This window comes from Nonomuraea sp. NPDC050643, from assembly GCF_040654715.1.
In the GTDB taxonomy this organism is placed as follows: domain Bacteria; phylum Actinomycetota; class Actinomycetes; order Streptosporangiales; family Streptosporangiaceae; genus Nonomuraea.
Genome location: NZ_JBFAIM010000008.1, coordinates 82,168 through 95,689 on the forward strand (window position 1 = coordinate 82,168; position 13,522 = coordinate 95,689).

The window sequence follows — 13,522 nt, forward strand, 5'->3', positions numbered from 1 at the left end:
GGGGCCTTACCGGCGGCTGACCGCCCGCCGATAGCGCTCTGACAGCGCCAGTACGTGCTCGGCCAGCTCCGGCGGGTCCAGCACCTCGAAGTCCACGCCGACGAACCCGATCCACACCGCCATGCCGTTGATGTCGTCGCCGCCCAGCTTGAGCAGGCAGGTGGCGTCGTCCACCGCCTCGATCTCCAGGCCCAGCGGCAGCGACCGCATCCGCTCGGCCGGGGCGTGCAGCAGCACCGTGGCCCGGTAGCGCCACATCGCCGTGCTGACGCCCTTCTCCACGTACGTGGCCACGTCGCCGCCCTCCGGCAGCTCGCGCGGCGTGAACCGGGGCCCGGACGGCGTACGCGGGCGCACCCGGTCCACCCGGAACGTGCGCCAGCCCCGCCGCTCGGTGTCGTAGCCCACCAGGTACCAGCGGCTACGCCGGTGCACCAGGCGGTGCGGCTCCACGTCCCGTACGGTCACCTCGCCCTCGTGGCCCGTGTAGTCGAAGCGGAGCCGCTCGTGGTCGCGGGCCGCGTTCGCGATCGTGGTCAGCACCTCGGGGGCGACGGACGGGGTGTTGCCGGGGATCTGCACGGTGTAGGTGTTGAGCGCGTTCACCCTGCGGCGCAGCCGGGAGGGCAGCACCTGCTCCAGCTTGGCCAGGGCGCGCACCGAGGTCTCCTCGATGCCCTCGACCCCGCCGCCGGCCGCCCGCCCGAGCCCGACGGCGACCGCGACGGCCTCCTCGTCGTCCAGCAGGAGCGGCGGCAGCGCCGCCCCCGCGCCCAGCCGGTAGCCGCCCGCCGCCCCCGGCGTGGCGTGCACGGGGTAGCCGAGGGAGCGCAGGCGTTCGATGTCGTTGCGGATCGTCCTGGTCGAGACCCCGAGCCGGTTCGACAGCTCCGGGCCCGACCAGTCCCGGTGCGCCTGCAGGAGGGAGAGCAGCTTGAGCAGGCGGGCGGAGGTTTCCAGCATGGGCACCAGTGTGCCCGCTAATGCGGCAAGGTGGCTTCCGTGTTCAGGACGATCTTGCCCAGGAAGTGGCCGTCCTCGCTCCGGCGATGGGCGTCGGCGATCCGCTCCAAGGGGAACACCTCGGCCACCGGCAGCCGTACGAGGGCGTCGGGGTCCCCGGCCGAAGACCGTTCCGGCGTGCCGGCCGATCCGCCGCCGGTCGAGAACCGGACGCCGAGCCGGGCAGCGCTCATCGGGTCCGCGATCGTGACCACCTTGCCGGGATCGCCGGTGAGCTCGACCGACAGCTCCAGCTCACCCCGGCCCGAGGCGTCCAGCACCCGGTCCACCGGCCCCGGCAGGCGCTCCGCCAGGCCGTCGCCGTAGGTGACCGGATGCACGCCCAGACCGCGCAGCACCTCGTGGTGACGCTCGCTCGCGGTGCCGACCACCCGGGCCCCACGGGCGAGAGCGAGCTGCGCGGCGGCCAGGCCGACACCGCCCGCGACCGCGTGGATGAGCAACGTGTGCCCCTTCTCCACGCCCAGCTCGCCGAGCGTGCGCCGGGCGGTCCCGAGGGCGACGGGCAGCGCGGCCGCCTCCTCGTACGTGAGATCGTCCGGCTTGGCCCGCAACGCCGCCGCGTCGGCCACCGCGTGCGTGGCCGCCGCCCCCGACGCGACCTGCCCGAACACCGCGTCACCCAGCCGCCACCCGGTCACCCCCGGGCCGAGGGCGTCGATCGTCCCGGCCAGCTCGATCCCCGTACCCTGCGGGCCGTCGATCGGGACGCCGGAAAAGCCGGCTCGCAGCTTCCAGTCGATGCCGTTCACCCCGGCCGCCCTGACCGCGACCCGCACCTGCCCCGGGCCCGGCTGGGGGAGCGGGATCTCCTCCAGCTCCAGTACGTCGGCGCCGCCGTGCTCCCGGTAGCGGACGGCCTGGGCGGTGACGAGCAGGAGCGCCTTGCCCAGCAGCTCCCGGGCCTCCAGGGCGGCATGCGCCTCGCTCGCGCGCTCCAGGGGCAGGGCCAGCCCGACGACGGTCGTCAACCGGCCCGCCGCGGTCTCCGCCATGGTGAGCTCGGCCAGCCGCCTGAGCTCGTCGGGGGCGAACTGGACCTGCTCCATCCCGACCACCCGTACGCCGCGCCGCTCGGCCTCCGCGGGATCGATCAGCGCCGTCGACCCGCTCGGCACCCCGTACGCGAAGAACCGCCCACCCGCCCCGACCAGCCGGAACGCCGCCCCACCGACCTCACCACCGACCCCGTCGAACACGACCTCGAACCACCCCCCACCGGGCTCACCCGCACCCGCGCCCAGCCCCGCACCCGCACCCGCGTCCGGCCCCGCACCCGCGCCCAGGGCCGCGTAGTCGATGGCCTCGGCCGCGCCCGCTTCCAGGGCCGCCGCTCGCTTGGCCGGGTCGTGGGCCGCCGCCGTCACGTGGGCCCCGGCGGCGGCCGCGAGCCGCACGATCGGCAGCCCCAGCGCTCCACCGGCCCCCGTGACCAGCACCCGCGCCCCAGGCTTCAGCCCGGCCGCCCCCACCAGGCTCAGGGCCGCGGGTCCCACCTGCAGCACCGCCGCGGCCCGCCACAACGGCACCTCGTCGGGCACCACGACCACGGTCGCCACGTCGGCGACAGCCCGCTCGGCGTACCCGCCGCCGGGGAGCAGCGCGGCCACCCGCCGCCCCACCCACGCGGCCTCCACTCCGTCACCCACGGAGAGCACCCGCCCCGCGACCCCGGTGCCCGGCACGAACGGCGGCTCGGCGGGGTACCAGTCCCGGCCCCACCCCGCCCGCAGTTGCGCGTCGATCGACATGACGTCCACCACCGAGACGCCGATCACCACCTGCCCCGGCCCCGCGACGGGCTCCGGCGCCTGACCGGCCACGAGCACCTCGGGACCGCCGTACTTGGTTACCTCGACAACGTTCATGCACCCGAGTCTGTGACCTCAAGCAAAGTTGAGGTCAAGTCGGGCGGGAGGCGGACCGCGAACGACCTGGCCACCTCCCGCTCGGCGGCCGATCAGCCGAACAACTTCTGCGCCTGCTGAATGACCACGATCACGGTCAGCGTGCCGAAGAACGCCACCGACCAGATGAGCGCCCCCAGCCGGTACGACCGGACCCTGATGGCCTCGGGCAGCGCCCGCCGGTTGAGGATGATCAGCAGGATCGAGTAGACGAACATCATCACGGCCGCGAAGCACGCCGAGAAGACCAGCAGGATGAGCGGCTGGTCGAAGCCCGCCAGCAGGACCCCGCTTCCGATCAGCGCCATCGCCCAGACCGTGAAGAAGTAGACCCGGTTCACGGAGACGGTCTTGTCACGCAGGTAGACCGTCTTGATCGTGTCGGAGGCCAGCCGCGAGGTGTAGTCGACGATGCCCATCGCCGAGGCGAACAGCGCCAGCGCCCCGATCACCCAGAACAGGATCCCGAACCAGGGGCCCACGACCTCCTGCAGAACCTGCCCCTCGACCTCCAGGAAGGCGATGCTGTTCTCCAGCCCCTCCCGGCCGAAGACCGTGGAGTAGGCCAGCATCGACATGAGCGCGATCGTCACGAACGACACCATGGCGAACGTCCACGCCTGCTCGATGTTCGCGAAGCGCCACCACTGCTTCCAGCGCGCCAGGTTCTCCTTGGTCGGCGGGAACTGGAAGCCCGTCGAGGCGGCCGCCTCCTCGTGCCCGGTGACGGGGCTGACCAGGCGCGGGACGTACAGGCCCATGCCGAAGCCCTTGTCGCGGATCCAGTTGCTCTGGCACAGGTTCTGGCCGCCGCCCGCGCCGGCGTACGCGATGGCGCCCATCAGCACCGCGAAGTCCAGCGGCGGCACCGGGAACCTGGCGCCGACGCTCAGGCCCTTGCCCAGTTCGATCCAGCTCTGGGCGTTGATCGCGACCAGGATGGCGACCACGATCAGCGTCGCCACCAGGGCGATCTTCACGAAGATCACCCGTTCGAGCAGGGTGTAGATCACGGGCGCCAGCGTCAGGCCGAGCGCGATCACGATCAGCATGCCGATCGCGATCCACCGCACGGAGCCCTGGCCGGAACCGGTCAGGTAGGTCACCATGGTCGCCGACGTGGTCACCCACCCCGGCCACAGGTTCGAGCACAGTGTCATGATCACGAAGAACAGGCCCCAGTGCTTCCACATCCGGCTGAACCCGGTGAGCGCGGTCTCGCCGGTGGCCAGGGTGTAGCGCTCGATCTCCATGTTCAGGAACCACTGGGTGATGATGCCGATCGCGGCTCCCCAGATGAACACGAGACCGACTTGTGAGGCGATGTACGGCCAAAGAATGAATTCGCCCGACGCCAGTCCCACGCCGGCACCGACCAGGCCAGGGCCGATGATGCGCCAGGCCGATCGGGGAGGTTCGGGCAGGTCTCGAACGGCGACGGTGGGCAGGACGCGCGCAGGAACGGTCGGGGTGAATTCCGCCATGCGGATCTCCTTGTTCGGCTTGCCTATCCGCCACATTACAGAGACCCGAAACTCCTGTGGAATAGCTAGTTGATCAGCAGCAAATATTCTCCTCTTTCGGTAAATCCCACGACTTGTCCACCCGCGTCCATCGCCCCGCCGAGCGCATCCCGTACGGCCGTCCGCCAGGCCCTCGCCGCCTCCGGATCCGTCCGCCGCAGCGTCTCGACATCGGCCGGCGTCGCGACCGAAACCACCGACCCCGCCGCCTTTCCCGCCGCCGCGACCGGCCGCCCGTCCTCCGCCTCCCACAGCACGGGGTAGGCCCTGCGCGGCGGCTCCTCGACGGCCTCGCTCCCGGGCCCGATCCGCCAAACCGCCAACAGCCGGTCGGACGCGTCCCCCTCGTTGATCTTGTCGGCCATGATGCCGTAAAAGTCCGGCAAATACTTCTCCGGCCGGGCGCCCAGCTTGACCAGATTGAACCGGGCGTTACGCCGTACGAGGGGGTCGAACGTCCACGTGATCCGCTCCAGCCCCCGCTCCAGGCACCAGTCGCGCTGGTGGCACTTGAGCGCGTATCCGACACCACGGCCGATGGCGGCCCCGGTCACGTGCGAATGCAACGACCGCCCGCTGCCCAGAAACCCCACGGACGCCCCCACCAGAGCGTCCCCTTCGAACGCCCCCGCCACATAGTTGCCCGTGTGGGCGAACCCGATCATCAACTCCACCGGGATGGGCACGTTACGCGGATCCGGGTGCCAGATCTCCTCGAAGAGCGCGTAGACCTGCGCGAACTCGCCGATCTCCCGCAACTCCCTGACCACCACGCCGGCCGCGGCCGCCGCCTCTTGGTGACTACCCATCCCCCTATTTACGCACGCCCGCCCGCTGAGCTCCCGCCGGGTCCATGACCTGCCAAGATACCTCTCCGTATCCACCCCCTCACCCTCCCGTCACTCCTCCACCCATGGTCGTCGAAGCATCACTTTCTGTAGTCATGGTGCGTGCGGCGCCCCACTGCCGAGGCGCCCGTCGACCAGGGAGGTTCCCATGAGGTTCATGCTGACCGCGGCCCGCGGACTGGCCGTACTCGGACTCTGCACGGCCACGGCCCTCACCGCCCTCCCCGCCGCCGCCGCCACACCGGGGGCCGAGCTCTACATCACGGTCACCCCCCGCCATGACGGCGCGTACTCGATGCGCCTCACCTGCGACCCCGACGGCGGCCTCCATCCGGACCCGCTGGGGGCCTGCGCGGTGCTGAGAGAAGTCGGCGGCCACGTCGACGACCTGAACGTCAACCCCGGCCCCTGCCCCCTGATCTACGACCCGGTCGACGTCGAGGTCTACGGCCACTGGTACGACATGCCGGTCACGTACAACGCAGAGTTCCCCAACGAATGCGCAATGCACAGAAAACTAGGCCCAGTCGTCTAACCCCACCCAGTCGTCTAACCCCACCCAGTCGTCTAACCCCACCCAGGAGCCTGCCCGCAAGCCGCGGGCAGGCCCCACCCCCCCATTACGCACGAGCCTCACCCAAGCCACCTGCCCACCCACTGCCGGACCACCCGGCCCAGCAGGCGTTGCCGGTCCACTGAACCCCAGGCGATTCAGCGCACCGCGTCCACCAAGGCGCGTAGGAGGGCGGTGCGGCCCGGCAGCTCGGAAAGGATCACATGCTCGTGATCGGCATGCGCCCCACCCCCCACCGCCCCCAGTCCATCGAGCGTCGGGCACCCCACCCCGGCCGTGAAGTTGCCGTCTGAAGCGCCGCCCACCGAGGCCGAGGTCAGCGGCGCCAACCCCAGCCCCTCCGCCAGCTTCTGCGCCACCGCGAAAAGGGGCGCCGACATCGCGCTCTCCAGCGGCGGCCGGTTGGGACCGCCATCGATCTCCAGGTGGGTGCCGGGTACGACGGACCGGAGCGAGCGCATCGCCGTCTCCACCCGTTCCTGCTCCGCCACCTCCGCCACCCGCACGTCCACGGCCACCGTGGCCGCGCCCGGGACCGTGTTGACCGCCGTGCCGCCCGACAGGAGTGTCGGCGTGACGGTCGTCGCGCCCGCGCCGATGGCGGCGATGGCCAGGATCTGGTGCGCCAGCTCGATCCCCGCGTTCGCGCCCTTCTCGGGTTCGAGCCCGGCGTGCGCCGCCCGGCCGTGGACGTTGACGGTGTAGAAGGCGGTGCCCTTGCGGCCGGTCTTCAGCGCTCCGCCATCGGCGCTGGCCTCCATGACGAAGGTGGCGGCCAGCCCGCGGGCGGTGTCCTGGATGAGCGGCGCGGACGTGCGTGAGCCGACCTCCTCGTCACCCGTCACCAGCAGGGTGACCCCGTCGAGCGACCCGAGCCCGGCCAGCGCGTGGAACGTCTGCACCAGCCCCGCCTTCATGTCGAACACCCCCGGCCCCCGCGCCACCCCGTCCACCACCGACCAGGGATGCGTGGCCAGGGTGCCCATCGGCCAGACGGTGTCGTGGTGGCCGAGCAGGAGGACCTTCGGAGTGCCGAACGTCCACCGCAGGTGCGTGACGCCGTCGATCACCAGGAACTCGGGCCGGATGCCCAGGTGCCGCGCCCCCATCACGGCCACGACCTCGGCGCTGCGGGCCACGGCGGCGAGGTCGCTGGAGAAGGACTCGCACACGACCAGCTCCTCGAGGTCGGCGACCATGCCGTCCACATCCAGGCTGGCCCCGACGTTCACATCCAGGCCGCCGCCGTCCACATTCAGGCCTGCGCCGCCGGCGGCGGCCACGCCACCGCCATCGCCACCGGCCCTGGAGGCGGTCGAATTCGTGTCGGAGCCGACCCCGGTGGCCGGCTCCGATGAGGGGTTGCCGGGTGAGGTGCCGGTCATGCCAGTCGCTCCCCGAAGAAGCGGTGGACGTTTCCGCCGATGATCTGCATGACGTCCTTCTCCGGCAGGCCGCGGGCGAGCAGGCCCTCGGTCACCATGGGCAGCCCGGCCGGGCCCTCCAGCCCGGGAACGGCGGACTTCGGATCGACCCCCCTGGTGTGGACGTCCTCGCAGCACGGCGGCGTCAGGTCGTCCATCACCTCGCGGATGAAGTCGGGCCCGAGGCCCACGTGGTCGAGGCCGGCGACCGACACGATGTGCTCGATGTGGTCGAGCAGGCGGTCGAGCGTCATGTCCTCCGTGCGGTCGGCCAGGAACGGGGCGAAGAAGTTGACGCAGATCACGCCCCCGGTGGCGGCCACGCCGCGGAGCTGGTCGTCGGTGAGGTTGCGGTGGTGGTCGCGCAGCGCGCGGGCGGAGGAATGGGTGGCCATGACCGGCTTGGTGGCCAGCTCCAGCACGTGTGCGACGCCGGAGGCGCCCAGGTGGGAGACGTCGAAGACGACGCCCAGCCGCTCAAGCTCCGCCAGCGCGGCCACGCCGTGGGTGGTCAGCCCGCTGCCCGTCGCGTCTTCGCCGCTCCCGTCGGCCAGGGGCGTGCGGCCGAAGTGGGCGATGGAGGCCACGCGCACGCCCAGCCGGTGGAGGGTCGGGATCAGCTCGACGCTCGCGTCGATGCCGGGCATGCTCTCCATCGCGAGCACCAGCGCGATCTTGCCTTCGCCGAGCGTCCGGTCGATGTCGGCCGCGTCGAGGCAGAGCCGCACCCGATCGGCGTTGCCCTCGGCGATCACGTGGGCGCACTCGATCATGCGCAACGTCTGCCGCAGCGCGCCCTCGGGCAGATACTGGTCGTCGATGAAGACCGGCAGCACCTGGAGGTCGACGCCGCCCTCGAGAAGCTGCGGCAGCCATCTCTCGCGGAAGAACGAGGCCCACTGCCCCGGCGGCCGGGCGGAGACGGCCATGAGCAGATCGTTGTGAGTGTCGGCCACGACGGCACGCTGGTGCAGGGGAAGCGTCATGCGTTGGACGTTATCGCGTGGCCGGACCTGCTCCAATGAGCCCAGGGTCCGATCTTTTGGATCACTTGTACGACCGGAGTCCGACCCCCGCCCGGACCGCGTCCTACCCCGATCCGACAACCCGGTACGCCGGCCGCGGCGGCCTGGCCGTGAGCCTGCGGTAGAGCGTCGTGGGCCCCGGCCAGTTGTTGGTGACGCGGCCGTCGGCCGTCTTGTACCAGCTCTGGCAGCCGCCGCCCCACACCATCCGGGCCATCGCCGCGTCGAGCTGCCTGCGCCACGCCGCCATCGCCGCCGGCCGCACCTCGATGGGCCCGCTCCCGGCCAGGTGCGGAAGGCACGACATGATGTGGTTCACCTGGCATTCGATCATGAAGATGATGGAGTTGTGCCCGAGGTTGGTGTTGGGCCCGTACAGCATGAAGAGGTTGGGGAAACCGGGCACCGAAATGCCCAGATAAGCCTCCGCCCCGCCCTCCCACCGCTCCTCCAGCGTCCGTCCCTCGCGTCCGACGACCTCCATCGGCGCCAGGAACTCGGTGCTCTTGAAGCCGGTGGCGTACACGATCGTGTCCACCTCGTGCAGGCCGTCGGCGGTCTCGACGCCCTTCGGCGTGATGCGGACGATCCCGTCGGTGACGAGCGAGACGTTCGGCCTGGTCAGCGCCGGATAGAAGGTGCTGTCGATGACGACCCGCTTGCAGCCGGGCGGGTAGTCGGGGGTCAGTCGGGCCCGCAGCGCCGGGTCGGGCACCTGGGCCTCCAGGTGCCGCAGGGCGCGCTGCTTGAGCAGGTTCACGCTCCAGCCCTGGGCGAGGGCGGGGTAGAGGGTGCCTTCGGCGTACCGGTAGATCCATTCGCGGTAGGCGCGCTGCAGCCCCGGCACGAAATGGAACGCGAGCTTGGCCAGCGGCCCGAACGTGGCGTCGGGCTTGGGGATCACCCAGTTGGGGGTGCGCTGGAAGACGTGCAGGTGCTCCACCTGCTCCGCGATGCGCGGGATGAACTGCGCCGCCGACGACCCGTTCCCGATCACGGCGACGCGCCTGCCGGTGAGATCGTGATCGTGGTTCCAGCGCGCCGAATGGAAGGAGACCCCCTCGAACTCCTCCATGCCGGAAATATCCGGTAGCTGAGGCCGATTGAGCTGCCCCACCCCCATCACGACCACGTCGAACGCCTCGGTACGCTCCTCGCCGCCCGCCGACGTGGTGACCTGCCAGCCCGAACCGCCGAAGACGGCCCGGCGAACCTCCGTACCGAAGCGGATCTTCCCCCTGACGTCGTATTTATCGGCGCAGTGCGCGAGATATCCAAGAATCTCCGGCTGCTCCGGATAGCGGCGCGTCCAGCTCGCGTACTTCTCGAACGAGTACGAGTACAGATGCGAGGGAATGTCGCACCCCGCCCCCGGATAGCTGTTGTCGCGCCACGTGCCGCCGAGATCGCCGGCCTTCTCGAAGACCGTGTACGAGCGGATCCCGACCCGTTCGAGCTGAATCGCCATGCACAGCCCGCCGAATCCCGCTCCGATGATCGCGACGCTAGGTGCCATGACGCCCTCCGCACACTGGTCAGTATTCACTTACATTACGCCCGAATCCCGTTCTGGCGACACCCCTTCCCACGCCTGCCGCACCCGTACCCGCAGGCCGATAGTCTGCGCACGTGGCTGCTGTGACGTTGACGGACGTGATCGAGGTGCTCGAGGCGGCCTACCCGCCCGCCCGAGCCGAGTCGTGGGACGCGGTGGGCCTGGTCAGCGGCGATCCCGCCCAGCAGGTGCGGCGGGTGCTGCTCGCGGTCGACCCGGTCGCCGCCGTGGCCGAGGAGGCCCTCGACTGGGGCGCCGACCTGATCGTCGTCCACCACCCCCTCTATCTGCGCGGCACCACCAGCGTGGCCGCGACCACCCCCAAGGGCCGGCTCGTCCACACCCTGATCAAGAACGACATCGCCCTCTACACCGCCCACACCAACGCCGACGTCGCCAACCCCGGCGTGTCCGACGCGCTGGCCAGGGCCGTCGGCCTGGTGGGCGATCTGGTGCCGCTCAAGCCGTTCCCCGACGACCCGTGGCGCGGGCTGGGCCGCGTCGGGGAGTTGCCGGAGGAGACGACGCTGGGGGAGTTCGCGGCGCTGGCGGCGAAGGGCCTGCCCCGCACGTCGTGGGGCATCCGCGTGGCGGGCGACCTGTCCCGTCCGGTCACGCGCGTCGCGGTCAGCGGAGGCGCGGGCGACTCCCTTCTCAGTACGGCCGCGGCCGCCGGAGTCGACGTCTTCCTCACGGCCGACCTGCGGCATCATCCGGCGAGCGAGTTCGTCGAGTCGGGCGGCCCCGCGCTCATCGACGCCGCCCACTGGGCGACCGAATGGCCCTGGCTCGACAGTGCGGCGTCCATCCTGCACGCCAGTGGCGTTACCGTTGAAACACGTGTCTCCGCCACGGTCACCGATGCTTGGACAAGAGGATATTGATCATGAAAGCAGCCCCCGAGGCACAGAAACGACTGCTCGACCTGGCAGAGCTCGACTCCGTGATCGATCGGCTGGCCCACCGCCGCCGCACCCTGCCGGAGCTGGCCGAGATCGACGAGCGGTCGAAGCTGTACGCCAGGCTCGCCACCCAGGTGATCGAGGCCGAGACCGAGGCGGGCGACCTGGCGCGCGAGCAGACCAAGGCGGAGAGCGACGTCGACGCGGTGCGCACGCGCGCCGACCGCGACCAGAAGCGTCTCGACTCCGGAGCCGTGACCTCGCCGCGCGACCTGGCGAGCCTCCAGTCCGAGATCACCTCGCTGCACAAGCGCCAGGGTGATCTGGAGGAGGTCGTGCTGGAGATCATGGAGCGCAGGGAGGCCGCCGACACCAAGGTCACCGACCTGGCGACGCAGCGCGACGAGGTCCGCACCGCCCTGTCCACGGCCGAGGACCGCCGTGACACGGCGCTGGCCGAGATCGACAAGGACTCGGGCGATGTCCAGGGCCGCCGCTCCGGCGTCTCCGGCGAGATCCCCGCCGACCTGCTCAAGCTCTACGAGAAGCTGCGCGACCAATATGGCGTGGGCGCCGCCATGCTGCAGGGCGGGCGGTGCCAGGGCTGCAAGGTGGCCCTGTCCATCGCGGAGATGAACCGCATCAAGGCCGCGCCCCACGACGAGGTGATCCGCTGCGACGAGTGCCGCCGCATCCTCGTACGCACGCCAGAGTCGGGCCTGTGACCTCATACGTCATCGAGGCCGACGGCGGTTCGCGGGGCAATCCGGGGCCGGCCGGCTACGGCGCGGTCGTCATGGACGCCTCCGACGGCCAGGTGCTGGCGGAGGCGGCCGAGGCCATCGGCGTCACGACCAACAACGTGGCCGAATACCGCGGCCTGATCGCCGGGCTGAAGGCCGTGCTGGAGCTGGGCGGTGACGGGGCGGCGGTGGCCGTCCGGATGGACTCGAAGCTGGTCGTCGAGCAGATGGCCGGCCGTTGGAAGATCAAGAACGAGGGCCTGCGCCCGCTGGCGGCCGAGGCGGGTTCCCTGGTCAGGCGGCTGCGGGTGACGGAGTGGACCTGGATCCCCCGCGAACGCAACAAACACGCCGACCGCCTGGCCAACGAGGCCATGGACGCCGCCGCCAAGGGCCTGACCTGGAAGGCCGGTGGCACCACCGCGGACGCGCCCCCGCGCGAGCCCGGCACCGCGTCTCCGGGCGAGCAGAGCACGGCGTCTCGGGGCGACACGAGCGCGACCTCCCGGTCCCGGGGCAAGACGGGTGCCGCGAAGGGCGGGCCGTCCGCGCAGCAGACCGACCTCCTCGACGCGGGCGACATTTCCGACCTGTCCGCCCCCACCGCCTCGGTGGCCACGGCCCAGCAACGTACCCGGGGCACCGGCACCGGCTGGGCCCCGCCCACCCGCGTCGCCACGTCGCTGCTCCTCCTGCGGCACGGCGAGACCGAGCTGTCCGTCGAGCGCCGCTTCTCGGGCCTCGGCGACGCCGAGCTCACCGCCAACGGCCTGGCCCAGGCGGCAGCGGCGGCCCAGAGGCTGGCGCGGGAGCCGTACCGGCTGGATGTGATCGTCACCTCACCGCTCAGGCGCGCCCGCCAGACCGCCGAAGCGGTCGCCCAGCGGACGGGCGTCGAGGTGGAGGTGGACGAAGACCTCAGAGAGGCCGATTTCGGCGCCTGGGAGGGCCACACGTTCACCGAGGTGCAGCGCCGCTGGCCCGACGAACTGGCCGCCTGGCTCGCCGACCCCGAGGTGGCCCCGCCGGGCGGCGAGAGCTTCGCCACGACCGCCCACCGCGTCGAGGCGGCCCGCGAACGGCTGGTGGAGCGCTACGAGGGCAAGACGGTCCTGGCGGTCTCGCACGTGACCCCGATCAAGATGCTCCTGCGCCTGGCCCTGCTGGCGCCGCTGCAGGCCCTCTACCGCATGCACCTCGACCTGGCCTGCCTGTCGCTGATCGAGTATTACGCCGACGGGCCCGCCGTGGTGAAGTCGTTCAACGACACCGCGCACCTGCGCTGAACCGTCGCGCCGGTGAGGGCCGTGCCGGACGCCACCAGTGTGCGTCCGGCACGGCCCGCGAGCGCCACCGCCCCCCTCAGGCGATGACCAGGCCATTCCAGCCGATCGATCTTGCAGACGGCTTGGAGACCGCTTGAATTTGATAGTCTTCCGCAGACGAGTCGGCCGGGCGGCCGCGTCGGGCCGAAGGGCCCGCCGAGGAAGGTCCGGGCTCCACAGGGCAGGGTGGTCGGTAACGCCGACCCGGGGTGACCCGCGGGACAGTGCCACAGAGAGCAGACCGCCTTCCGGTTCCGGCCGGGAGGTAAGGGTGAAAGGGTGGTGTAAGAGACCACCAGCACCCACGGCGACGTGGGCGGCTAGGTAAACCCCACCCGGAGCAAGGTCAAGAAGGAACGCTCTTCGGAGCGTTCCGCGCGCGACGTTCGAGGGCTGCCCGCCCGAGTCGCGCGGGTAGACCGCTCGAGGCCGCCGGCAACGGCGGCCCTAGATGGATGGTCGCCCCTTCATCACGAAGGAACAGAACCCGGCCTACAGGCCGACTCGTCACCCCATCTGACCTGCAACGCAGCCCCCCAAGGGTATTTGGGCGCACTCACTTCTTCGGCCGGCACTGAGCCGAGAATTTGTCCGCCAGTTTGCGGAAATTGTCTCGGCGATCCTGTCACATGCGCATCATGGTGTTGATGGCGTTTCCTGCGTATCTGAGGAA

Annotated in this window: 11 protein-coding genes and 1 other RNA gene; 5 read left to right on the plus strand and 7 right to left on the minus strand. The window is 71.0% G+C overall.

Translation table 11 applies throughout. The features are described 5' to 3' along the window. Positions 1-6: 6 nt before the first annotated feature. The 4 genes from AB0I15_RS12620 to AB0I15_RS12635 form a co-directional block, all read right to left on the minus strand. A complete protein-coding gene (locus AB0I15_RS12620; protein ID WP_358093871.1) occupies positions 7-963 on the minus strand; it encodes a YafY family protein in 957 nt (318 codons plus the stop codon). A 17-nt stretch (positions 964-980) separates the two neighbouring features. Further along, a complete protein-coding gene (locus AB0I15_RS12625; protein ID WP_358093874.1) occupies positions 981-2,891 on the minus strand; it encodes a zinc-binding dehydrogenase in 1,911 nt (636 codons plus the stop codon). A gap of 92 nt (positions 2,892-2,983) precedes the next feature. Next, positions 2,984-4,414: an Nramp family divalent metal transporter gene (locus AB0I15_RS12630; protein ID WP_358093877.1), complete on the minus strand. Its 1,431-nt coding sequence runs from the start codon at positions 4,412-4,414 to the stop codon at positions 2,984-2,986. Positions 4,415-4,479: 65 nt separating this feature from the next. Next, positions 4,480-5,262 carry a GNAT family N-acetyltransferase gene (locus AB0I15_RS12635; protein ID WP_358093879.1) on the minus strand — a complete coding sequence of 261 codons (783 nt, stop codon included), beginning with the start codon at positions 5,260-5,262 and terminating at the stop codon, positions 4,480-4,482. A 187-nt stretch (positions 5,263-5,449) separates the two neighbouring features. Here AB0I15_RS12635 and AB0I15_RS12640 point away from each other — a divergent pair, with 187 nt between their 5' ends. Beyond that, positions 5,450-5,836 carry an SSI family serine proteinase inhibitor gene (locus AB0I15_RS12640; protein ID WP_358093882.1) on the plus strand — a complete coding sequence of 129 codons (387 nt, stop codon included), beginning with the start codon at positions 5,450-5,452 and terminating at the stop codon, positions 5,834-5,836. A 176-nt stretch (positions 5,837-6,012) separates the two neighbouring features. Here the strand turns inward: AB0I15_RS12640 and AB0I15_RS12645 are convergent, their stop codons facing one another. The 3 genes from AB0I15_RS12645 to AB0I15_RS12655 all read right to left on the minus strand — a co-directional run bounded on the left by AB0I15_RS12645 (position 6,013) and on the right by AB0I15_RS12655 (position 9,840). Beyond that, on the minus strand, positions 6,013-7,260 hold the full coding sequence (locus AB0I15_RS12645; RefSeq protein WP_358093884.1) for a M20 family metallopeptidase: 1,248 nt from the start codon (positions 7,258-7,260) through the stop codon (positions 6,013-6,015). After that, on the minus strand, positions 7,257-8,285 hold the full coding sequence (locus tag AB0I15_RS12650; protein ID WP_358093887.1) for a membrane dipeptidase: 1,029 nt from the start codon (positions 8,283-8,285) through the stop codon (positions 7,257-7,259). The genes AB0I15_RS12645 and AB0I15_RS12650 overlap by 4 nt, the downstream gene beginning before the upstream one ends. Positions 8,286-8,388: 103 nt before the next feature. Continuing rightward, positions 8,389-9,840, minus strand: coding sequence for an NAD(P)/FAD-dependent oxidoreductase (locus AB0I15_RS12655; RefSeq protein WP_358093890.1), 1,452 nt, complete (start codon positions 9,838-9,840; stop codon positions 8,389-8,391). Positions 9,841-9,962: 122 nt separating this feature from the next. Between AB0I15_RS12655 and AB0I15_RS12660 the strand changes: the two genes are divergently transcribed. The 4 genes from AB0I15_RS12660 (at position 9,963) to rnpB (ending at position 13,360) form a co-directional block, all read left to right on the plus strand. Then, a complete protein-coding gene (locus tag AB0I15_RS12660; RefSeq protein WP_358094392.1) occupies positions 9,963-10,763 on the plus strand; it encodes a Nif3-like dinuclear metal center hexameric protein in 801 nt (266 codons plus the stop codon). A 2-nt stretch (positions 10,764-10,765) separates the two neighbouring features. Continuing rightward, complete coding sequence (locus tag AB0I15_RS12665; protein ID WP_358093893.1) at positions 10,766-11,506, plus strand: C4-type zinc ribbon domain-containing protein; 741 nt, start codon at positions 10,766-10,768, stop codon at positions 11,504-11,506. Then, positions 11,503-12,810: a bifunctional RNase H/acid phosphatase gene (locus AB0I15_RS12670; RefSeq protein WP_358093895.1), complete on the plus strand. Its 1,308-nt coding sequence runs from the start codon at positions 11,503-11,505 to the stop codon at positions 12,808-12,810. The genes AB0I15_RS12665 and AB0I15_RS12670 overlap by 4 nt, the downstream gene beginning before the upstream one ends. A gap of 157 nt (positions 12,811-12,967) precedes the next feature. Beyond that, positions 12,968-13,360: RNase P RNA component class A (rnpB, locus tag AB0I15_RS12675), an RNA gene on the plus strand. The last annotated feature ends 162 nt before the right edge of the window (positions 13,361-13,522 follow it).

What these genes read in the sequence shown, in the direction of transcription:
- AB0I15_RS12640 (WP_358093882.1), top strand. Translation starts at nt 5,450, where the DNA reads ATGAGGTTCATGCTGACCGCGGCCCGCGGACTGGCCGTACTCGGACTC.
- AB0I15_RS12655 (WP_358093890.1), bottom strand. Translation starts at nt 9,840, where the DNA reads ATGGCACCTAGCGTCGCGATCATCGGAGCGGGATTCGGCGGGCTGTGC.
- AB0I15_RS12635 (WP_358093879.1), bottom strand. Translation starts at nt 5,262, where the DNA reads ATGGGTAGTCACCAAGAGGCGGCGGCCGCGGCCGGCGTGGTGGTCAGG.
- AB0I15_RS12650 (WP_358093887.1), bottom strand. Translation starts at nt 8,285, where the DNA reads ATGACGCTTCCCCTGCACCAGCGTGCCGTCGTGGCCGACACTCACAAC.
- AB0I15_RS12630 (WP_358093877.1), bottom strand. Translation starts at nt 4,414, where the DNA reads ATGGCGGAATTCACCCCGACCGTTCCTGCGCGCGTCCTGCCCACCGTC.
- AB0I15_RS12620 (WP_358093871.1), bottom strand. Translation starts at nt 963, where the DNA reads ATGCTGGAAACCTCCGCCCGCCTGCTCAAGCTGCTCTCCCTCCTGCAG.
- AB0I15_RS12665 (WP_358093893.1), top strand. Translation starts at nt 10,766, where the DNA reads ATGAAAGCAGCCCCCGAGGCACAGAAACGACTGCTCGACCTGGCAGAG.
- AB0I15_RS12625 (WP_358093874.1), bottom strand. Translation starts at nt 2,891, where the DNA reads ATGAACGTTGTCGAGGTAACCAAGTACGGCGGTCCCGAGGTGCTCGTG.
- AB0I15_RS12645 (WP_358093884.1), bottom strand. Translation starts at nt 7,260, where the DNA reads ATGACCGGCACCTCACCCGGCAACCCCTCATCGGAGCCGGCCACCGGG.